This is a genomic window from Microbulbifer sp. Q7 (genome assembly GCF_001639145.1).
GTDB lineage: Bacteria > Pseudomonadota > Gammaproteobacteria > Pseudomonadales > Cellvibrionaceae > Microbulbifer.
The window spans coordinates 2501-21967 of record NZ_LROY01000001.1 but is presented as its reverse complement, the minus strand read 5'-3'; the positions used below and the strand labels follow the sequence as shown (position 1 = coordinate 21967).

Sequence of the window (19467 nt, the reverse complement as noted above, 5' to 3'; positions counted from 1 at the left end):
TCGGCTCCCACGGGTGGATGCGGCGCCTGCACCCGCAGAATGTGACCGACTGGGTTTGACTTGTGCGAATGTGACCCTATAAATGCCCGCTATAACTGCCTCAAGTGTGGCCGGATCATGCGGCCCGATCCCCGCAAGTCGAAGCAAGAAACGAGTTTATCTGAATATCTATGGCAACAAACAAACGCCGTATGAACGCAAAACGTGCAAACAGTAACGGTGGCTCCGGCCGCCTGCGCCGCTGGATCAAGCGTCTCAGTCTGCTGGCACTGCTCGGCGTGCTGGTGCTCGCGGGCTATATGGTGTGGCTGGATGTGCAGTTGCGGGAGCGGCTGGACAGCCGCCAGTACCAGCTGCCCGCCAGGGTCTATGCGCGCCCGCTGATCCTGCAGGAGGGCATGGTCATGCGGCCGGATGAGCTGGAGTCCGAGTTCGCCGCACTCAATTACAAGAAGGTTCCTGCGGTCGAAGAACCGGGGCAGTGGCAAAGAAATGGGATGGAATACCTGGTCTGGCGCCGTGACTTCATCCACGCCGATAAACGCGAGCCTGCGGCCAAGGTGCAGTTTCGTCTGCGCAATGATGAGTTGAGCAGCCTGCGCAGTGAGAGCGGCGATCGGTTAAAAGAGTTCCGTCTGGATGCTGCGTCCATCGGCACGTTACTCGGTGGTGGCGATGATCGCACGCCGGTGCGCATTGAAGATATACCACCGCTGCTGGGGGCGACGCTGATTGCAGTAGAAGACCAGGATTTTGTGCACCACTTCGGGGTATCGCCCCGCGGCATTGCCCGCGCCATGGTGGCCAACTTCAAGGCCGGTGGCGTGGTGCAGGGTGGCTCCACCATCACCCAGCAGCTGGTGAAAAATATCTTCTTCGACCACAAGCCGAGTCTGTGGCGCAAATTCAACGAAGCGTTGATGGCGATCCTGATGGAGGTGCATTACGACAAGGCCTACATCCTGCAGGAGTACATCAACGAAGTCTGGCTGGGCCAGCAGGGCAGCCGGGCCATCTATGGCTTTGGGCTGGCGTCTGAATTCTATTTTCAAAAGCCGCTCAATCAGCTGGAACCCCATCAGATTGCCCTGCTGGTCGGGCTCGCAAAGGGCGCCTCTTTTTACAATCCGTGGCGCAACCCCGCAAGGGCGCTGGAGCGCCGTAACACGGTGCTGGATGTGATGCTCGAACAAGGGCTGATCAGTAACGAGCAGCACGACCGCCTGCGCAAAAAGCCTCTGGAAGTGGCCGCTGCCGGTGCCGCCGCACAGAATCCTTATCCCGCGTTTACCGAGCGACTGCTGTCAGAGCTGCGCCCCTACTATTCCGTTGAGGAGCTGCGCACGGCGGGTTTGCGTGTTTACACCACTCTCGCGCCCTCGGTGCAGAAGCTGGCGGAAGATGCGGTCAGTGCAGGTGCGGCCAAGCTGGAAAAAGACCGCGGTATTCAGGCGGATTCCCTGCAGGGCGCGACCGTGGTACTGGAAAACCTCAGCGGCAATGTGCTCGCCATGGTGGGCGACCGGCGCCCGCACTACCCCGGGTTCAACCGGGCGCTGGAGGCCCGGCGTCAGGTGGGCTCGCTGATCAAGCCCGCGGTGTACCTGACGGCGCTGGAGCGGGCACACGAATACAACCTGGGCACTTTGATCGACGACGCCCCCATCCGCGAAGAGACCGCAGACGGCCAGGTGTGGATGCCGGCCAACTTCAGCAACCGCAGCCACGGCCTGGTGCCGCTGTACGTGGCCCTGTCGCGCTCCTATAACCAGGCCACCGCCCGTCTGGGGCTGGATCTGGGCATCGAAAATGTGCGCCAGACGATTCGTCGCCTGGGCGTACAGGCGCCCCTGCCGCGGGTGCCCTCGCTGTTTCTCGGCGCCGTGGAGCTGACCCCGTTTGAGGTGGCTGGTATGTACCAGACCATCGCCAATGGCGGTGAACATGTGGAACCTCGCACCCTGTTGGCGGTTTCCGATGCGGATGGTGAGCAGGTGCAGCGCTTCCGGTCGAAATCCAGCCGCGGCGTGGATGAGGTGCCGGTGTACCTGCTGCGCTACGGGCTTGAGCAGGTAATGCGCGAGGGCACCGGTAAAAGTGCCTACCGCCGCCTACCCAACAGCGTACCCTTTGCCGGCAAGACCGGTACCACCAACAATTATCGCGATAGCTGGTTTGCCGGGTTCAGCCCGGGGGTGACCGCAGTGGTGTGGCTGGGGCGCGATGACAACGAACGCACCAGTCTCACCGGTGCTACCGGCGCCTTGAGCATCTGGACCGACATCATGCGCCAGCTGCCCCACCGCCACGGGCGTATCAAGGCGCCCCGCGGTGTCGAGTGGAAACCGCTGAACGAGCAGGGCCAGTTTATGGACCCGCGCAACTGCCAGGGCGGGCGCGAAATTCCCGTATCGGTGGAGAGCCGCCTGGAAACCGATCCCCGCTGCCAGCGTCGCGGCTGGTTCCGCAACTGGTTTGATCGGGAAGATGAAAATGTTGCCCCGCGCGAGGACATGACCCCGGGTTGGGGCATCGATCCCGAGCAGCAACGCCGTGAACGCGAGCAGCAGCAACAGTATCAGCGGGAGCAACAACTGCGGAATCAGCTGGACCAGGAGAATCGGGAGAGCCCAGTGGTGCCGCAGGAGCGGCCGGAGACCGGCCGTGACGAAATCCCCCTGACGGAGAGCGAGCGCTTGCGCCGCCTGGAGGAATCCGGCCGGATTCAGGAGCAGCGGTACCTGGAGGAGGAACGCCGGGCCGAGGAGGAGCGCCGGATACTGGAAGAGCGGTTGCGCCGTGAACAAGGGCTGCAGGAGCAGCGGCGTTCTGGCGCACCGGTAGAAGAAGCGCAGCCCTGGCCGCCGCAGGAGCCCGATCAGTGGCCCTAGAGGCTGGCCCAAGAGGCTGTAATAGTGGCTGCAGTGAGCGCACGCAGCCGGCAAAACATTAAATAACTATGAGAATTATTCTCATTAGCATTTATTTCTGACTTGTCTCCCCCTATACTCCGCGCCGTCTAATCGGTCATTTAGGGAGATATGGATAATGTCAGGATCACGCATCAAGTCTTTGCCTCTTTCCATGGGGGCGCAAACCATCGCCGCTGCACTTACTCTGGGTGCACAATCTGCACTCGCCGTGGAGTCCACACGGCAGTGTGACGATCGCACGAGTTCAGCCTGTACTGCCGACGCGGAAAAATCCGCCATGGAGCACATCGAAATTCACGGTGTGCGCAACTCCGTGTATCGGGTGGATCGCTCCGGGGACCCCCGTCGGGTCGCGGATCTGGTGGACACGCCGCAGACCATCAGCGTACTGACCCTGGACCAGATCCAGGAGTCCGGCAAAACGGATCTGGAGGATATTCTTTCTGCTCAGTCCGGTGTGACCCTGGGCACCGGGGAGAACGGCAATGCCTTCGGTGACCGCTACATCATCCGTGGCCACGAAGCCCGCAGCGATGTGTTTGTGGACGGTCTGCGCGACCCGGGCATGACCACCCGCGAAAGCTTTGCCACCGAGCGCGTTGAGATCACCAAGGGGCCGAGTGCCACCTTTGCCGGGCGTGGTTCTTCCGGCGGCGCGGTCAACAGCATCACCAAAAAAGCCTCTACCGAATACAACTTTGGCCGGGTGGATCTCGCTGGCGGTAGCGACGATCACCGCCGTTACACCGTGGACTACAACCTGTCCCTGAGCGATGCCCTGGCCCTGCGCATCAATGGCCTTTCCTCCGCGCAGGACAAGCCTGGCCGCGCAGGCATTGAGCGCGAGCGCGATGGTGTGCAGCTGTCCGGAGTTTTCCAGGCATCGGAAAAGCTGGCGTTTGTGGCAGACGCCTATTATCTGGATGCCCACGACAAGCCCGACCTGGGCAGCGTCTTCGATCGCGAGGCCCGCGAACCCATCGAAGATATTCTGGTGTATGCCCAGGACAACGATTTCCAGGATTCCGAGGTCACCACCTTCACCCTGCGCACCGAGTATCAGCTGTCTGACAACGTGCGCCTGTTCAACGCCACCCGTAAGGGCCAGACCGAAAACGGATACGTCACTACAGGTCTGCGCAGTACCAGCCGGGCCGACCAGGACCCGGACGCACCGGGTGTCGCCACCATGACCCTGAGTACGCACCAGGGCTGGCAGGAAGTGGACTACACCACTTCCCAGTTCAATCTGTTCTGGGATGCCGAGGTGTTCGGTCGCGCGCACACGCTGGTATTTGGCCTGGAGTACACCGATGAGTCGGTGGACAACGGCGTTTTCGATATCGACTACGGCAACGAAGGCAACTGTCTCACTAATGGCCGCGGCGGTGTTTCCTCTTCTTACTGTGTGATTGATACCGACGGCAACCAGGTCAGTAATGTGGGCGGCCTGATAAATCGCCGCTTCAGCCGCGGCGACACCGATGCCCTGTTCGATATCGAAACCGTCTCCGCCTATGTGATGGATACCGTGGCGGTGACTGACGAGCTGGACGTTTTCTTCGGCCTGCGCCAGGACAGCTTCGACTACAGCAACGCCACCAGCGGTCGCGGTGGCGACCAGTTTTATGACTTCTCCGACGCCATGTTTAACGGCCACCTGGGTCTGGTGTATGCCGTGGCGGATAACGGCAACGTCTATGCCACCTACAGCACCGCCACCAACATCAACGGCGGCGAGTCCGACCTGGGTGCCAACTGCGGTTACGGCGGCCTCTGTGGTGATCCCGACCAGGCGGCACAGGCGGATCCCGAGCTGGTGGAAAACCTGGAGCTGGGTACCAAGTGGATGCTGTTTGGCGACAAGCTGATGGCCATCGCGGCCCTGTTCCGCATGACCAAAAGCGACGTGATGGAAAGTGTGGGCGACAGCTACTCCACCCTGGGCACCCTGAATACCGGTGAAAATCGCGTGCAGGGTATCGAGTTCGGCCTGTCCGGTAATATCACCGAAAAACTGAGCGTGCAGGCGTCCGCGTCGCTGATGGATTCCGAAGTGCTGGACTCCTACAACCCGGACAACATTGGCCTGGCGCTGTCCAACTTCGCCGATGACAGCTACTACCTGCAGCTGCGTTACCAGCCCAGCGAGCGCTTTGCCTTTGGTGGTGATTACAGCTATCAGGGGCAGATGTACGGCGGTCAGCCGGACACGGCTGCGGGCTACAGCCAGGACACCGGTGCGTACAGCATCGTGGTGCCGAGCTATCAGGTGGTGGGGCTGTTTGCCAACTTCCACGCCACCGAGAAGCTCACCCTGCGCGCCAATATTGGCAACCTGTTTGATGAAGAGTATTGGACAGCAGCTTACCGTTCCGGGTCCTTCATGTACCTGGGTGATGGCCGCAGCTTCCGTGCGACCGTCAATTACGAGTTCTGATTTGCGCAGTAACGCTTGAAGAGGGCGGCCGATGGTTGTTATTGAAAATATGCTGGCGCCACAGGAAGTGGCGCATTTTCGCGAAGTGTTGCGGTCACTGCCCTGGGCGGACGGCAAAGGCACCGCCATGGGAATGGCGGCAGAGGTAAAAAACAATCACCAGGCCGACCCCTCCGCCCCGGAGGTCCGGCAACTGGCCAATCAGTTGCTGGGCCGTATGGGGGAAACCCCCAGGCTGGTTGCCGCGGCACTGCCTGACCGGATATTTCCGCCGGTATTCAACCGCTACGGTGAAGCCGAGGAGTACGGCTGGCACGTGGACGGGTCCATCATGCGGATTCCCGGCTCGAATGCGGTACTGCGCAGCGATATGTCGATGACGTTGTTTCTGAGCGCGCCGGAGGAGTACGAGGGTGGCGAGCTGGTGGTGGCCACAGAATTTGGCGAACAGCGGGTAAAGCTGCCCGCCGGTTCGGCGGTGGTGTATCCATCGAGCAGCCTGCACAAGGTCACCGCAGTCACTGCCGGTCAGCGCGTTGCTGCGATTACCTGGATGCAGAGCATGGTTGCCGATGCGGGGATGCGCCGGACCCTGTTCGAACTGGATCAGAGTATTCAGGCCCTGCTTGTCGGAGGACAGGTGGACAGAGCCGAACTGGATCGGCTCCACCATATCTATCACAACCTGATTCGCCAGTGCGCGGCGACCTGAAGTGCTCGGCGACCTGAAGTGTGCGGATCAGTCGTTCAGTAAACGCGCCGCCTCTTCCGCGAAATAGGTCAGCACCCCGTCGGCACCGGCGCGTTTGAACGCGAGCAGGGATTCGAGGATCACGGCTTCGCGATTGAGCCAGCCGTTGTGAAAGGCCGCGCAGTGCATGGCGTATTCGCCGCTCACCTGATAGGCAAAGGTTGGCACCTTCAGTTCGTCTTTCACCCGGCGCACCACATCCAGATACGGCATGCCCGGTTTCACCATGATCATGTCTGCGCCTTCGGCCAGATCCAGCGCGCACTCGTGCAGGGCTTCGTCGCCGTTGGCCGGGTCCATCTGGTAGCTGAACTTGTTGGCGCCTTTCAGGTTGCCGGCGGAACCGACTGCATCGCGGAATGGCCCGTAGTAGCTCGACGCATATTTCGCGGCGTAGGACATGATCTGGGTATTCACATGGCCGTCCCGCTCGAGGGCTGCACGCACTGCCCCGATACGACCGTCCATCATGTCGGAGGGCGCCACCACATCGGCGCCGGCCTCGGCGTGGGACAGCGCCTGCTGCACCAGCACCTCCACGGTATCGTCGTTGACGATGTAACCGGCGTCGTTCATCAGGCCGTCCTGACCGTGGCTGGTGAAGGGGTCCAGGGCCACGTCGGTAATCACACCCAGTTCCGGTGCGGCGTCCTTGAGGGCGCGCACCGCGCGCTGTGCCAGGCCGTCTTTGTCGTAAGCCGCACGGGCGTCGTCGGACTTGGCCGAAGGGTCCACCACCGGGAACAGGGCCACCGCCGGAATGCCCAGCTGGATCAGTTCCTTCGCTTTGGCGGTGAGCAGATCCACGGTCAATCGCTCGACCCCTGGCATGGAGGCCACTTGCTGGGTCTCGCCGCGGCCCTCGATCACAAACAGCGGCAGGATCAGGTCATCGGTGGTGAGATGATTCTCGCGCACCAGTCGGCGGGAGAATTCGCTCGCGCGCAGGCGGCGCGGGCGGGAATGGGGATAGGCGCCGCGGTGAAGGCTGAAACTCATGGATGGTCACTCCGGCTGGAACAATGGGATTGGCGCGCGCCAGGGGCGGCGACTAAGCTGGCGGCAATCATACCAAAACGGAGTTGTTCTGATGGCAATTGCATTCTGGTGCCTGCTGGTGGCGCTACTGATGCCACCGATGTTCGCCGCCATTGCCAAGGCGACGGCGGAAGGCCGCTACAACAATCGCTCGCCGCGGGAGTTTCTGGAAAAGCAGTCCGGGGTCTCGCGACGCGCGGATTGGGCCCAGCGGAACAGCTTTGAGATTTTACCGGCCTTTATCAGCGGTGTGTTTGCAGCGATTGCCGCCGGCACCGATGAGCAGTGGCTGGCGCGGTTGTCTGTGGCCTTTATCGTCACGCGGGTAGCCTACGGCATCTGCTACCTGAAAGACTGGGCGCTCGCGCGCACGCTTTGCTGGTCCGCGGGCCTGGTGTGCTGTCTGTGGTTGCTGGTGAACGCGGCCCTGGCGGTTGGCGGCTAACCAGCCGCGGGGAGTAACGGCCCCCCACCGGGAGGGGCCTTACATAACCTGCCAGGCGGTGTTCAGGACAGGCGCGCAAATACCTTGCGCGCGGCGCTGATGGTGGCCTCGATATCCTCGTCGCTGTGCGCGGCGGACATAAAACCGGCTTCGTAGGATGCCGGTGCCAGATAGACACCTTCCTCTAGCATACCGTGGAAGAAACGGTTAAAGCGCTCGGTATCGCAGGCCATGACCTGCTGGTAGTTGCTCACCTGCTCCGCATCGGTAAAGAAGAAGCCGAACATGCTGCCCACCTTGTTGGCGGTGAGCGGAATGCCCGCTTCTTTTGCCGCAGCCAGAACACCCTCTACCAAACGATCGGTCTTCTCCGTCAGCTGGTCGTAAAGCCCCGGTTCCTGAATCAGCTGCAGGGTTTCCAGGCCGGCGACCATGGCCATCGGATTGCCCGACAGGGTGCCCGCCTGATAGATCGGGCCCAGGGGTGCGATCTGTTCCATGATCTCGCGCTTGCCGCCAAAGGCCCCCACCGGCATACCGCCGCCGATGACTTTGCCCAGGGTGGTGATATCCGCCTCGATACCGTAATGGCCCTGGGCGCCGGTGAGGCTGACGCGGAAACCGGTCATCACCTCGTCCAGGATCAGCACCGCACCGGACTGGTCACAGACCTCGCGCAGCGCTTGCAGGAAGCCCGGCACCGGCGGGATGCAGTTCATATTGCCGGCCACCGGCTCGACGATGATGCAGGCAATCTGGTCGCCGATTTCGGCGAAGCACTTTTTCACCTCTTCGATATCGTTGTAAGTCAGGGTGATGGTGTGGTCCGCCAGAGAGGCCGGGACACCCGGTGAGGAGGGCACGCCCATGGTCAGCGCACCGGAGCCGGCCTTGACCAGCAGCGAGTCGGAGTGGCCGTGGTAACAGCCTTCGAATTTGACGATTTTGTCGCGGCCGGTGTAGCCGCGGGCCAGGCGGATGGCACTCATGGTGGCTTCGGTGCCGGAGTTTACGAAACGCACCAGGTCCATATTGGGCCATACACGGCACAGTTCTTCCGCGAGTTCAGTTTCCAGCTCGGTGGGGGCGCCGAAGCTCAGGCCAGACTGGGCCTGCTCCACCACCGCGTCGATTACGTCCGGGTGCGCGTGGCCCAGCACCATGGGGCCCCAGGACTGCACATAGTCGATATAGCGTTTTTCATCGGCATCGTAGAGGTAGGCGCCCTCGGCGCGCTCGATAAAAACGGGCGTGCCACCCACCGCGCGGAACGCGCGTACCGGTGAATTGACGCCACCGGGAATGACCTTTTGGGCTTCGGCGAAGAGGGTTTCGGACTTGCTCATAGATACTCGGGAACCGGGTTGGTTGTAGGGAAGGAATGCCAATAGAACGGCATCGGAACAGAATGTTGCGCGTATTATCTTCACCGTCGCGTCTCGCCGCAAACGCCAGGGAAGATTGCGCTGGGGGAGTCCGCACGACGCCGCCTGGTGAGGTGGTAGAGGCTTGTCAGAAGCGGGTGTTGGACCGATCAGTCCTTGCAGGTCCAGAACAGCCGGTTGGGTACCGGTCGCCCCATACCCAGGCGCCGGCTGCCGGCAATGGCGCTCCAGGTGAATTGCTGGCTGCGATTGACCGCCTCGAGAATGTTGAGGCCATGGGCAATGTGGCAGGCAATCGCCGTGGTGAGGGTGCCACAGGCGCCGTAGGCGGCGGGGGGCAGGCGCTGCCAGCGGAACTCCCGCACCAGGCCGCGCACATCGTAGAGCCGGTTCTCCAGCTGCTGATCGCCGGCGGGTACGCCGGTCAGCAACAGATAGCGGCAGCCGCTCTCGAGCAGCTCCTGTGCCTGGGCATCGTGGACATCGGCCTCGCCGGCCATGGCGCGGGCTTCGCGCCGGTTGGGCGCAACCAGGGTGGCCAGTGGCAGCAGCAGGTCGCACATGGCCCGCCACAAGGGTGGAGCCAGCAGGCTCTCCTTGTCTGCCAGGGTGGCATCCGGGTCGATGATCAGGGGGATATCCGGGTAGTCCCGCAGCACACTGTGTAGTGCGTGTACATTTTCCACCGAGCCGAGATAGCCGATTTTGATCGCCGCCACGGGCATGTCTTCGAGCACGGCCCGGGCCTGTTCCACCAGCAAGCTGTCGTCGACCGGCGCTACCCCTGCCAGGTCGCGCGTGTCACCGACGGTGATTGCCGACACGACCGACGTGCAGTGACACCCGAGGCTGGCCGCGGTTTCCGTATCCGCGGCAATGCCGGCGCTGCCGCTGGGGTCGTGGTGGGTAACCGTGAGAACGATGGGTTGGCGTGTATCCATGACCATTCGGGACCTGAAAAGCGATGTATCTATTCTAGACGCGCCACTGTCGAGCCGGGCCCTGCTGCGGTGCCCTCACGCGCCCCGGGCCGGCAAAAGGGGGCGTGGGGGCGCGTGATCGCGACAAGGGTCAGAAGGGTCTGACCACCGCGAGTATCACGATCACCACCAGAGCCACCACAGGTAGCTCGTTAAACACGCGGAAATAGCGGCCACTTTTGTTGATGGTCCCGGCGGCAAACTTCTTCACATAGCTGCCGCAAATATGGTGGTAACCGATCAGCAACACCACGAAGGTGAGCTTGGCGTGCAGCCAGCCAGCGGACTTGTAGTACTCGGGGTTAAAAGTAATGAGCCAGACGCCGAAGACGATGGTGGCGATCATCGACGGTATGGCAATACCGCGATACAGCCGGCGCTCCATGATCTGAAAGCGATCTTTGCTCAGGGAGTCGGTGGCGTCGACGTGATACACGAACAGACGGGGCAGGTAAAAGAGTGCGGCAAACCAGCACACCATGGATATGAGATGGAAAGCCTTGACCCAAAGCATCGTTGCTCCTTATCCGGAACACGGTCCGGTTGGTTTATTTATTCTGGATCGACGGGGGCACAGCCTCCGCCGAGCGCCTACTGGCGATAATAATGCTCGATATGCTGCGGCAGAATGATACCCGCCACCTCGCTGTCCAGTACACCGCTATTGCCCTGGTCGTAATCCCGGCCGATGTACAGCGCTCCCGCGCCCTGCTGTTCCAGTTGCTGCTGCGCTTCCAGTAGCGTCGCTCGCCAGCTCAACGGCGCCAGCTGCAGGCGCTCGCCGGGCAGGCGCAGCAGATCGATCTTCTCTTCCTCTTTCGGGTGTTCCTCGTTGCCTTCGGGCTCTTTAGGCGGGCGCTGCAGGAAATTGGCCAGGTCGGCGGTGCGCAGGGCCTGCGGCGTGTCATCCCCGCCGATCAGTAGCCAGGCCGGCTGCTGTTCGATCAGTCGCTCTGCTTGCGCTCGTTCCAATAGCTGGGGTGTTGCGGCGACCGCACGCTCCATAACGCTGGCGACGCCCACCCGGCTGAGCATCTGCGCGCGCCAGCTGGGGGTGCCGCTTTTGCCCAGCGCCCTGAGGGACTCCTGGTAGATGCCGTCGCTGCCGAACAGCTGCCGGCTCACCAGGCACGCAACCACGATGGTCATCATGCCGGGGAACAGCACATTCGGGTTGTAGGTCAGCTCGAGGATGGTCAGCAGCGCGGCCAGCGGGGCGTTAAGTAGCGCCGCCATCATCGCTGCCATCCCCACCATGGCATACAACCCCGGGCTGGCAGTGGCGGCCCCCAGCCACAGGTTGGCGAGATGCCCCGCAGCGCCGCCCACACAGGCGCCAATCACCAGGCTTGGGCCAATGACCCCACCGGGAATGCCCAGCCCGGTGGCCAGTGCGGTGGCCACGATCTTGGCCAGCACGATGGCGGCGAGGGCCGCAATGCTGAGCTGCCCGAGCATGGCCAGTTCCAGGGTGTCGTAGCCGGTGCCGAGAATCTCCGGCACCCAAAGGGCGAGCACTCCGGTGGCGACACCGGCAACTAGGAATCGCGGAAACGGCGAGTGTTTCTGCTGAAGCGGCACCAGATAGCGCTGGCTGAGGATAAACAGCGCGGCCAGTGCGCCAATGATCAGCGCAGCGACGAACAGGATGGGAAATTCGGCCAGGGACTCCAGCTGTGAGGCCGGCACGCTAAATGCGGCCTGGTGACCGAACGCCAGACGGGTGGCAGCGCTGCCGCTAACCGCGGCGATCATCACCGGCAGAAAGCCGGCGACGGTGTACTCGAGCATCACCACTTCCATGGCGAAGATCACCCCGGCCAGGGGTGTATTGAATGACGCGGCAATGGCCGCCGCAACGCCACACGCCAACAGGGTGCGCGCCGAGTTGTCGGGCAGCCGCAGACGCTGGGCAACCCAACTGCCGCTGGCTGCACCGAGATGTACCGACGGCCCCTCACGGCCGATCGATTGACCGCTCAATAGCGCGAGGGCGCCGCCAAAGAACTGCAGCACCGCATTTTTCATGGGCATGCGGCCCTGGTGGTTGTGCAGCCGGTCCAGTACATGCACCACGCCGGTCGGCCGTCCGGAGGGCGCCATCCAGTGAAATAGCAGGCCGAGTACGGCCGCGCCGGCCACTGGCAGGCCGAACCGCCACGATGCGGGGAGTGACTCAAAATCTTCCAGCCGTGGCAGGTACAGGATTGCAGGACCCTCACTCAGCTGGCGGAACCCGATCACCACTACCCCCGCACACACGCCGATGACCAGGGCGAGCAGCACCAGTAGTGCCAGTGCCTGTTGCGCCGAGAGCTTGACCCGCGCGCGCTCGAGCAGGCCCGAGTAATGCCGGGCGGAGAGTGGGGAAGTCGGTGGCTCGGGTTCTCGCTGATGGCGGCGCCGCACGGTTAGTCCTTTAAAATCGGTGGCTTATGGTAGAGTGCACGGCTCAGTATACAGGGGTCATGGCCCGCCAGCAGGCAGCGGTGGCCCGTACAGGGACAGACAACAGCGAGGAGTGGACGTGAGCGTCATCAAAGCGGCAATTGTTGGTGGAACCGGTTATACGGGCGTAGAGCTTTTGCGCCTGTTGTCTGGCCATTCACAAGTGGAGGTGACCGCGATCACCTCGCGCGCGGAAGCCGGAACACCGGTAGCGGACCTGTTCCCGAGCCTGCGAGGCCACTACGATCTGGCGTTCAGTGCCCCGGATGTGGAAGCGCTGGCACAGTGCGATGTAGTGTTTTTCGCCACTCCCCATGGTGTAGCGCAGGCGCAGGTGCCCGAGCTGGTGGCGCGCGGGGTGCGTGTCATCGATCTGTCCGCGGATTTTCGTTTGCAGGATATTCCCGTCTGGGAGCAATGGTACGGACAGCAGCACGCCTGCCCGGAGCTGGCCGCGCAGGCGGTGTACGGATTGCCGGAGGTGAATCGTGCACAGATTGCGGGTGCTCAGTTGATCGCGTGCCCGGGTTGTTACCCGACCGCCATTCAGCTCGGCTTGATCCCCCTGCTGGAGGCGGGGCTGGTGGAGCCCCGGGGCCTGATCGCCAATGCGGCCAGTGGTGCCAGTGGCGCCGGTCGCCAGGGCAAGACCGACCTGCTGTTTGCGGAGAACAACGATAGTTTTCGTGCCTATGGGGCTCCTGGCCACCGACACCTGCCAGAAATCGAGCAGGGGCTTGCCCAGGCTGCCGGCGGCAGTGTCGAGCTGACGTTTGTGCCGCACCTGCTGCCGATGGTGCGCGGTATCCACGCCACGCTCTATGCCAGGCTTAAAAATCCCGCGGCAGCGGAGGCTGCCCAGGAGTCGTTGCAGGACCTGTTTGAGCAGCGCTACGCGGCAGAGCCGTTTGTGGATGTGATGCCAGCGGGCAGCCACCCGCAGACGCGCAGCGTACGCGGTACCAATGTCTGCCGTCTCGCTGTCGTCCGGCCCCAGGGGCGGGACACCGTGGTTGTCCTGTCGGTCATTGATAACCTGGCCAAGGGGGCATCGGCACAGGCGCTGCAGAACATGAACATCATGTTTGGCTTAAATGAGAACCAGGGGCTGGAGAGCCCGGCATTGCTGCCTTAGAATCGAAGGCTTTGGTAAAACAGAAAAATACGCGACACCGCGATCACACTATCCAGAGAGCGACATCCGAGATACATGGCACGCAAAGTTAAAGGCAGTAAACAGTATCGCATGAAGGTGGTGCCTCACAGGCCCATCCACGGCGTATTTTCTGTGCTGGGGGTGTCCCTGCTGGTGCTCTCTACCAGTGCCGGCGCTTTCTTTGCGGGGCAGTATCAGCTGAGCAAAAGCCTGGACGAGAAGTCCCGTGCACACGCCCGCTCGCTGGACGAGGTCGATCGCCTGCGCGCCGAGAACGAGGCCCTGCGCGTGAGGGCCGCGACCGCGGAGCAGTCGGTGGCGATTGGCCAGCAGGCCAGCGAGTCCGTGCGCAGCGAGTTGGTGGCCAAGGAGAACCAGATTGCCGAGCTGCGCCAGGAGATCTCCTTTTACCGCGGGATTATGGCGCCTTCGGAGGGCAGTGATGGGGTTTCCATCGGTCGCTTCAGCATCTCAGAGGCGGGCGAGGGTCGCTATCAGTACAAGTTACTGGTGCAGCAGTCCGCTGCCCGCCACCAGGTGGTCACCGGTGCTGTTCGTTTTACCATTGTGGGGCAGCTGGAAGGAGAAGCGCGTCGCTATGCGCTGGCAGACCTTTCCCCGCAGGTAGAAAGCGAGTCGATTCCGCTACGCTTCAAGTATTTCCAGAATATCGAGGGAGAGCTGCAGTTGCCGGAGGGCTTTGTGCCGGAAGGTGTGGAGCTGTCGCTTAAATCCAGCAAGCGCAAAGGTTTCAGTATCGACCAGCGCTATGGCTGGCTGGTGCAGCAGAGCTGATTTGCTGACATGGGCGCCTTGCGGCGTTCTCCGCGGAGTGACCAGGTTCCGCGCAATTCATGAGGTTTTGGTTGAATTATGTTGAAAAAGAAAGAGAAAACTATGGCTAGCACTGGCGGCAACAGTACGACTTTGATCGCGCGTCACACCGAAGTGACCGGCGACCTGCATTTTCGTGGCAACCTGGTTGTTGAGGGGCGGGTCAACGGCAATGTCAGTGCGCACAGTGACAGCGACGCCCGCCTGCAGATCGTCGATGGCGGTGTTGTCGAGGGTGAAATTCGCGTGCCGAACGTGGTGGTCAATGGCAACGTGAAGGGTGACGTTCATGCCAGCGGGCATCTTGAACTGGCGTCCAAGGCGGTGGTTGAAGGCAACGTGCACTACAAGCTGATCGAGATGGTGAAGGGCGCCCAGGTCAATGGCTCCCTGGTCTCCAATGTGGAGGTGGACACCACGAGTGAGCCCCGTATGCTCGGCTATTCCGAAGAAACAGCGGTAGACGCGGAATAACGCGAAGGGCGCTGCTGGTCAATCCCGATCAGGCTGGCAATACTTGACCTGTTTGCTGGGTTTTACCCATAATGCGTCCGCACCGCTGTCATCCGGCAGTGGGCAGCCCCCTCCGTGGAGGGCAGGGCTGCGAATCTGTTTCGAGAGTGAATTATGTCTGAAGCTGTTTCCTTTTCCCCCGACCCGATTCAGGTGACCGACAAGGCTGTGGCCAAGGTCAAAGGCCTGCTGGAGGAGGAAGGTAACCCGGAGCTGAAGTTGCGCGTCTTCGTGACCGGTGGCGGCTGCTCCGGCTTCCAGTACGGCTTTACCTTTGACGAGCTGGTGGCGGAAGATGATGCCGTGGTGGAAAAGGACGGCATCGAAGTCCTGGTGGACGCCATGAGCTATCCCTACCTGGTCGGTGCCAGTGTGGATTATGAAGAGGGGCTGTCTGGCTCGCGCTTTGTGGTCCAGAATCCGAACGCGTCCGCCACCTGTGGATGTGGTTCGTCCTTCTCGATCTGAGTCGGTCGCTGCGCCGGATGGCGCAGGCGCTGATCAGGCGGGAAATATCCCTCCCAGAATGGTCTCTTTTGCTGCCCCGGTCACTGCGGGGCAGTTACCGCTGAGGCTGAGCATGGTCTGACGTGCCAGCCACGCAAAGCCCGCCCCTTCTACCCAGTCCGCATCGATTCCGTACTCGTTGGTGGCCGCCACCGACCAGGTGGGCAGTCGCCGGCGCAGACGCTCCATCAGGTCCCCATTGCGGGCGCCGCCGCCACACACCAGCAACTCTCCGCCGCGCGCAAACTCGCGCACGCCATTGGCGATGGAGGCTGCGGTAACCTCTGCCAGAGTGGCCTGAATATCCGCAGGGGGTACTTCCAGGCCTGCGCAGGCGCGCTCCAGCCAGGTTAGGTTGAATGCCTCCCTGCCGGTGCTCTTGGGGGCCGGTGCGGCGAAATAGGCGTCGGACAGCAGGCGATTGAGCAGTTCCGGGTGCGGTGTCCCGCTGGCGGCCCAGGCGCCGTTGGCGTCGTAGGCTTCTCCGCGATGCAACTTTACCCAGTAATCCAGCAGTGCGTTGCCGGGGCCGGTATCGTACCCGCGTACGCCGCCATCTGCGGCAAGCTCGGTGATATTGGCCATGCCGCCGATATTGACCACGGCCCGGTCGCGACTGGTGCGGAAGACCGCGTTATGAAATGCCGGCATCAGTGGTGCGCCGTGCCCGCCCAGCGCCATGTCGCGACGACGGAAGTCTGCCACGGTAGTGATGCCGGTCAGTGCGGCGATGGTGTTGGGGTCGCCGAGTTGGATGGAGAAGGGGGTGGATACGCTGCCGGGCGGGCGGTGCCGCACGGTTTGGCCGTGGCTGCCGATGGCACGGATCGCGTCGGGTTCGATGCCCGCTTCATGCAGTAGGGCCAGGGCTGCGGCTGCAAACTCCTGACCGAGCTGGCGATCGAGCTGGCCGGCGCGGTCCAGTTCAGAAGGGCCCGGCGCGCACAGTGCGAGAATCGCCTCGCGCATAGCCTGTGAAATGGGGTGGCCAAGCGCTGCGCGGGTCTTGCACTGCAGCTTGTTGCCCGAGTCGGAAAACTCCACCAGCACCGCGTCGATACAATCAACGCTGGTGCCAGACATCAGGCCGATGTAGAGGTCCGCCATTCAGTTTACGGAGTCCTTCTCTTCAGCGTTTTGCGCCAACGCTGGTTGCTCGAAGCGCTCCAGCTGGGCCATCAGTGGTTGAGTTTGCTCCTGGAAGCGGGCCATTTCCGATGTCGGGATGGCTTTCGCTTTGGGCAGCTTGCGCACGATGGTGGCCGGATTGCGATGGTGACCGTCCACCAGAAACTCGTAGTGCAGATGTGGCCCGGTCGCATAACCAGTGGCGCCCACGGTGCCGATCACCTGACGTTGTTTGACCCGCTGGCCGCGTTTTACGTGGCGTTTGTTCAGGTGCAGGTAGCGGGTGATGTAGCGTTCACCGTGCTGGATGAAGACGTAATTACCGTTGGCCTTGCTGTAACCCGCCTTGATCACCCTTCCGTCACCGGCGGAGTAAACCGGGGTTCCGCGGGGTGCGGCGTAGTCGGTACCGTTGTGCGGGCGACGGGTCTTGAAGATCGGGTGCAGGCGACGCGGGTTAAAGTGCGAGCTGATGCGGCCGATATCCACCGGCGTACGGATGAACGCCTTGCGCATGCTCTTGCCGTCGGGGGTGTAGTAATTGGTATCGCCATTGCTATCGGTGTAACGCACCGCGCTAAAGGTCTTACCCTGGTTGGTAAAGGTCACCGCCTGAATGGCGCCGTTACCGATCTTTTCACCGTCCAGGAACTCCTCGTCAAAGACGACGCTGAACTTGTCGCCCTTGCGGATATCCAGCGCAAAGTCGATATCTGAGCCGAAGATGTCCGCCATCTCCATGATCAGGTTGTTGCTCAGGCCCGCCTTGCTGCCATCCACGAACAGGGAGTTGTGGACCTCTGCCTGGCGGAATGCGGTGTAGCGTTCGGGGTCCCGCTGGTGCAGCGCGTACTTGTACTCGTTCGAGTTGTCGCGGCTGAACTCCACCTTGCTCAGGCGGTCGCGATGCAATTCAAGGCTCTGCAGGCTGCCTTCGCCGTCAATCTGGAAGGTCAGCTCCTCGCCGGGGGTCAGCTTGGCCAGCTGTTTCGCTTCCTTGCCGCTGGAAAGTAGCTGGTACATTTCGGCACTACTGATGCCAGCCCGCTGGAACAGGTCCGACAGGGTGTCGCCGTTGCGCACTGTCTCCTGTACTACCCGCAGGCCCTCCATCACGCTCTGCGGTGTGTCCGCAGAGGTGGCCACCTCTTCAGTGGGTGAGTGCTCGTGGAGCTGCAGCATCGCTGCTTCCGGCTGGCTGAGAGACACCTCCAGCGCGATGCGTTTTGCTTCCACCTCCGGGGTGGAAACGAACAACGCCAGCGCCAGAGCAAAGCTGGCGGCGCCGGCTGCCAGTGCGTGGGTGCGGGGAAAGTGTTTGCCCAGTGCGCCCAGCAGGCGTGGATTTTTACGGTGATCTTGCATGGTACTAACGGGTAGCGCTGACAGTGATTGTTATCGGGTTCTGGCCTGGCCATTGGCCAAGACTCTGTTGTTGATGCACACAGTGGCGTCTAAAAAACGAACACCGAGGAGGCTTTATAACAAAATTCCCGCCGTGGTTCACGGGGTAATTGACCTGTCTGTCCATGATTCAGTTCCTTTGCCCTGCCAGTAAATACCGTGCGACCGGTGAATGGCCCGGCTTTCGCCGCCACCACCCGCCCGCGCTTGTATTTGCCGCAGGATTCGGTACATTTGCAGCCCAATTTTTGCCCGCCCAAACGCTGGTTTTGCGGGCCTCCATGAGCACATCTGAACTTACCGCAAGGGGATACAATGGCCGGAGTGGATGCGACACTGCTGGAAGACCTCACGCGCCGTGGGCTGGTCAATCAGGCCACCGGTGACGGCGAACTGGAACAGCACCTGGCAGAAGGCAGTCGCACACTCTATTGCGGCTTTGATCCCACTGCAGATTCCCTGCATATAGGGAGTCTAGTCCCGCTGCTGACACTCAAGAGGTTTCAGGCGGCAGGTCATAAACCTATTGCGCTGGTTGGCGGCGCAACCGGCCTGATTGGCGACCCTTCCTTCAAGGCGCAGGAGCGATCACTCAATACGCCGGAAGTGGTTTCCGGTTGGGTCGAGAAGATCAAGGCGCAAGTCAGTGCCTTTGTGGACTTTGATGCCGGCGAAAACAGCGGCCTGGTGGCCAATAACCTCGACTGGACCAAAGATCTGAATGTGCTCGACTTCCTGCGCGATGTTGGCAAGCACTTCTCGATCAACAATATGGTGAACAAGGAGTCCGTGAAGCAGCGGATCCAGCGCGAGGGGGAGGGCATCTCTTTCACCGAGTTCGCCTACATCCTCCTGCAGTCCATGGACTTCTCAGAGCTCTATAAGCGCCATAACTGCACCCTGCAGATTGGTGGCTCGGACCAGTGGGGCAATATCACCGGTGGTGTGGATCTGACCCGTCGCCAGCATCGGGGTAAGGTGTTTGGCCTTACCCTGCCGCTGGTCACCAAGGCGGATGGCACCAAATTTGGTAAAACCGAGAGCGGTACCATCTGGCTGGACCCGCAGCGAACGTCCCCGTATGCGTTCTATCAGTTCTGGCTGAACACCGCCGATGCGGATGTCTACAAGTTCCTGAAGTACTTCACATTCCTTACCGTCGATGCCATCGACGAAATTGAAAAGGCCGATGCGGAACGGGCGGGGCGCCCGGAAGCACAGGGTGTGCTTGCCAGGGAGGTGACTCGTCTTGTGCACGGCGACGAGGGCCTCGCGGCCGCCGAGCGTATCTCGCAGGCGTTATTTTCCGGCGGTATCGACGACCTGTCCGAGGGCGATCTCGAGCAGCTGCGTCTCGATGGCCTGCCCAGTTCCGAATTGCCGGTTGAGTTTGGCGAGCAGACGTTGATCCATCTGCTGGTCGATGCGGGTATGGCGCCATCGGGCAAGCCAGTGAAGGATGCGCTCGGTCGCAATGCGGTGCTGGTTAATGGCGTTGAGGTGGG

The 19467-nt window shown here is 61.8% G+C and carries 16 protein-coding genes (1 of these 16 running past the window's edge); 9 read left to right on the top strand and 7 right to left on the bottom strand.

Features of this window, described 5'->3' with window-relative positions; translation table 11 throughout:
- The first annotated feature begins 191 nt into the window (after positions 1-191).
- From mrcB to AU182_RS00075, 3 genes are all read left to right on the top strand, one after another.
- A complete protein-coding gene (gene mrcB, locus AU182_RS00085) occupies positions 192-2891 on the top strand; it encodes a penicillin-binding protein 1B (protein WP_153039069.1) in 2700 nt (899 codons plus the stop codon).
- A gap of 157 nt (positions 2892-3048) precedes the next feature.
- Positions 3049-5373, top strand: a complete 2325-nt coding sequence (locus AU182_RS00080; RefSeq protein ID WP_227718061.1) for a TonB-dependent siderophore receptor — start codon at positions 3049-3051, stop codon at positions 5371-5373.
- Positions 5374-5404: 31 nt separating this feature from the next.
- The gene (locus tag AU182_RS00075; protein WP_066959174.1) at positions 5405-6085 is read left to right on the top strand and encodes a Fe2+-dependent dioxygenase; all 681 of its coding nucleotides are present in this window, start codon (positions 5405-5407) and stop codon (positions 6083-6085) included.
- Between the two features lie 27 nt (positions 6086-6112).
- On the opposite strand, the gene hemB is transcribed toward AU182_RS00075, so the two are convergent.
- Positions 6113-7123 (bottom strand): porphobilinogen synthase, encoded by a 1011-nt coding sequence (hemB, locus tag AU182_RS00070; protein ID WP_066959173.1) that lies wholly within the window; start codon positions 7121-7123, stop codon positions 6113-6115.
- Positions 7124-7214: 91 nt separating this feature from the next.
- Here hemB and AU182_RS00065 point away from each other — a divergent pair, with 91 nt between their 5' ends.
- Positions 7215-7607 carry an MAPEG family protein gene (locus AU182_RS00065; protein WP_066959172.1) on the top strand — a complete coding sequence of 131 codons (393 nt, stop codon included), beginning with the start codon at positions 7215-7217 and terminating at the stop codon, positions 7605-7607.
- A 62-nt stretch (positions 7608-7669) separates the two neighbouring features.
- Here the strand turns inward: AU182_RS00065 and hemL are convergent, their stop codons facing one another.
- The 4 genes from hemL to AU182_RS00045 form a co-directional block, all read right to left on the bottom strand.
- Complete coding sequence (gene hemL, locus AU182_RS00060) at positions 7670-8953, bottom strand: glutamate-1-semialdehyde 2,1-aminomutase (RefSeq protein ID WP_066959171.1); 1284 nt, start codon at positions 8951-8953, stop codon at positions 7670-7672.
- Positions 8954-9141: 188 nt separating this feature from the next.
- Positions 9142-9933, bottom strand: a complete 792-nt coding sequence (locus tag AU182_RS00055; protein ID WP_066961848.1) for a hydroxymethylpyrimidine/phosphomethylpyrimidine kinase — start codon at positions 9931-9933, stop codon at positions 9142-9144.
- A 130-nt stretch (positions 9934-10063) separates the two neighbouring features.
- A complete protein-coding gene (gene hemJ, locus AU182_RS00050; RefSeq protein ID WP_066959170.1) occupies positions 10064-10486 on the bottom strand; it encodes a protoporphyrinogen oxidase HemJ in 423 nt (140 codons plus the stop codon).
- Positions 10487-10563: 77 nt separating this feature from the next.
- Positions 10564-12381, bottom strand: coding sequence for a chloride channel protein (locus AU182_RS00045; RefSeq protein ID WP_066959168.1), 1818 nt, complete (start codon positions 12379-12381; stop codon positions 10564-10566).
- Between the two features lie 118 nt (positions 12382-12499).
- Here AU182_RS00045 and argC point away from each other — a divergent pair, with 118 nt between their 5' ends.
- The 4 genes from argC (at position 12500) to erpA (ending at position 15391) form a co-directional block, all read left to right on the top strand.
- Positions 12500-13555 carry an N-acetyl-gamma-glutamyl-phosphate reductase gene (argC, locus tag AU182_RS00040; protein ID WP_066959166.1) on the top strand — a complete coding sequence of 352 codons (1056 nt, stop codon included), beginning with the start codon at positions 12500-12502 and terminating at the stop codon, positions 13553-13555.
- A gap of 75 nt (positions 13556-13630) precedes the next feature.
- Positions 13631-14371, top strand: coding sequence for a DUF6776 family protein (locus tag AU182_RS00035; protein WP_066959165.1), 741 nt, complete (start codon positions 13631-13633; stop codon positions 14369-14371).
- 102 nt (positions 14372-14473) lie between these two features.
- On the top strand, positions 14474-14884 hold the full coding sequence (locus AU182_RS00030; RefSeq protein ID WP_227718060.1) for a polymer-forming cytoskeletal protein: 411 nt from the start codon (positions 14474-14476) through the stop codon (positions 14882-14884).
- Positions 14885-15037: 153 nt separating this feature from the next.
- On the top strand, positions 15038-15391 hold the full coding sequence (gene erpA, locus AU182_RS00025; protein WP_066959162.1) for an iron-sulfur cluster insertion protein ErpA: 354 nt from the start codon (positions 15038-15040) through the stop codon (positions 15389-15391).
- 33 nt (positions 15392-15424) lie between these two features.
- Here erpA and AU182_RS00020 read toward each other — a convergent pair whose 3' ends face one another.
- Positions 15425-16537, bottom strand: coding sequence for an anhydro-N-acetylmuramic acid kinase (locus AU182_RS00020; RefSeq protein WP_066959160.1), 1113 nt, complete (start codon positions 16535-16537; stop codon positions 15425-15427).
- Entirely contained in the window at positions 16538-17923 is a 1386-nt protein-coding gene (locus tag AU182_RS00015; RefSeq protein WP_066959158.1) for a peptidoglycan DD-metalloendopeptidase family protein, read from the bottom strand.
- Positions 17924-18277: 354 nt separating this feature from the next.
- Between AU182_RS00015 and tyrS the strand changes: the two genes are divergently transcribed.
- Positions 18278-19467: the 5' portion of a tyrosine--tRNA ligase gene (tyrS, locus tag AU182_RS00010; protein WP_066959156.1), read on the top strand. Its footprint extends 118 nt past the window's final position; the window shows 1190 of its 1308 coding nt (coding positions 1-1190); its start codon is at positions 18278-18280; its stop codon lies off the right edge, out of view.